Source organism: Bradyrhizobium sp. Kon69, from assembly GCF_055807515.1.
On the sequence record NZ_JBVVOS010000631.1, the window covers coordinates 1 to 230 of the forward strand.

Here is a 230-nt window from a genome sequence, read left to right on the forward strand (position 1 = left end):
GTCAGCGAGGCGTTCCCAGGTGGCCTGGGTGTCGGCGTGATCCTGGGCTTCAACGAGTGCTTGCAGTTGATCCATCAATTGCCAGATCCACGCCCCGGCGCCGATGGCACTGCCAAGAAACGGCAGGGCCGCATTGAAGATCAGCCAGCCGGCGTGCTTGAGCGTCGCCCACCGCGCTTCGGCGTTCGACACGGACTGGCGGTCCGCCAGCGTTACCAGTGCATTGGCGT

At 64.8% G+C, this 230-nt stretch carries 1 protein-coding gene; it reads right to left on the minus strand.

Features of this window, described 5'->3' with window-relative positions; translation table 11 throughout:
• On the minus strand, positions 1-192 hold a 192-nt coding region (locus AC0L3U_RS40385; protein ID WP_473365268.1), incomplete at its 3' end, for a hypothetical protein.
• Between the last annotated feature and the right edge of the window lie 38 nt (positions 193-230).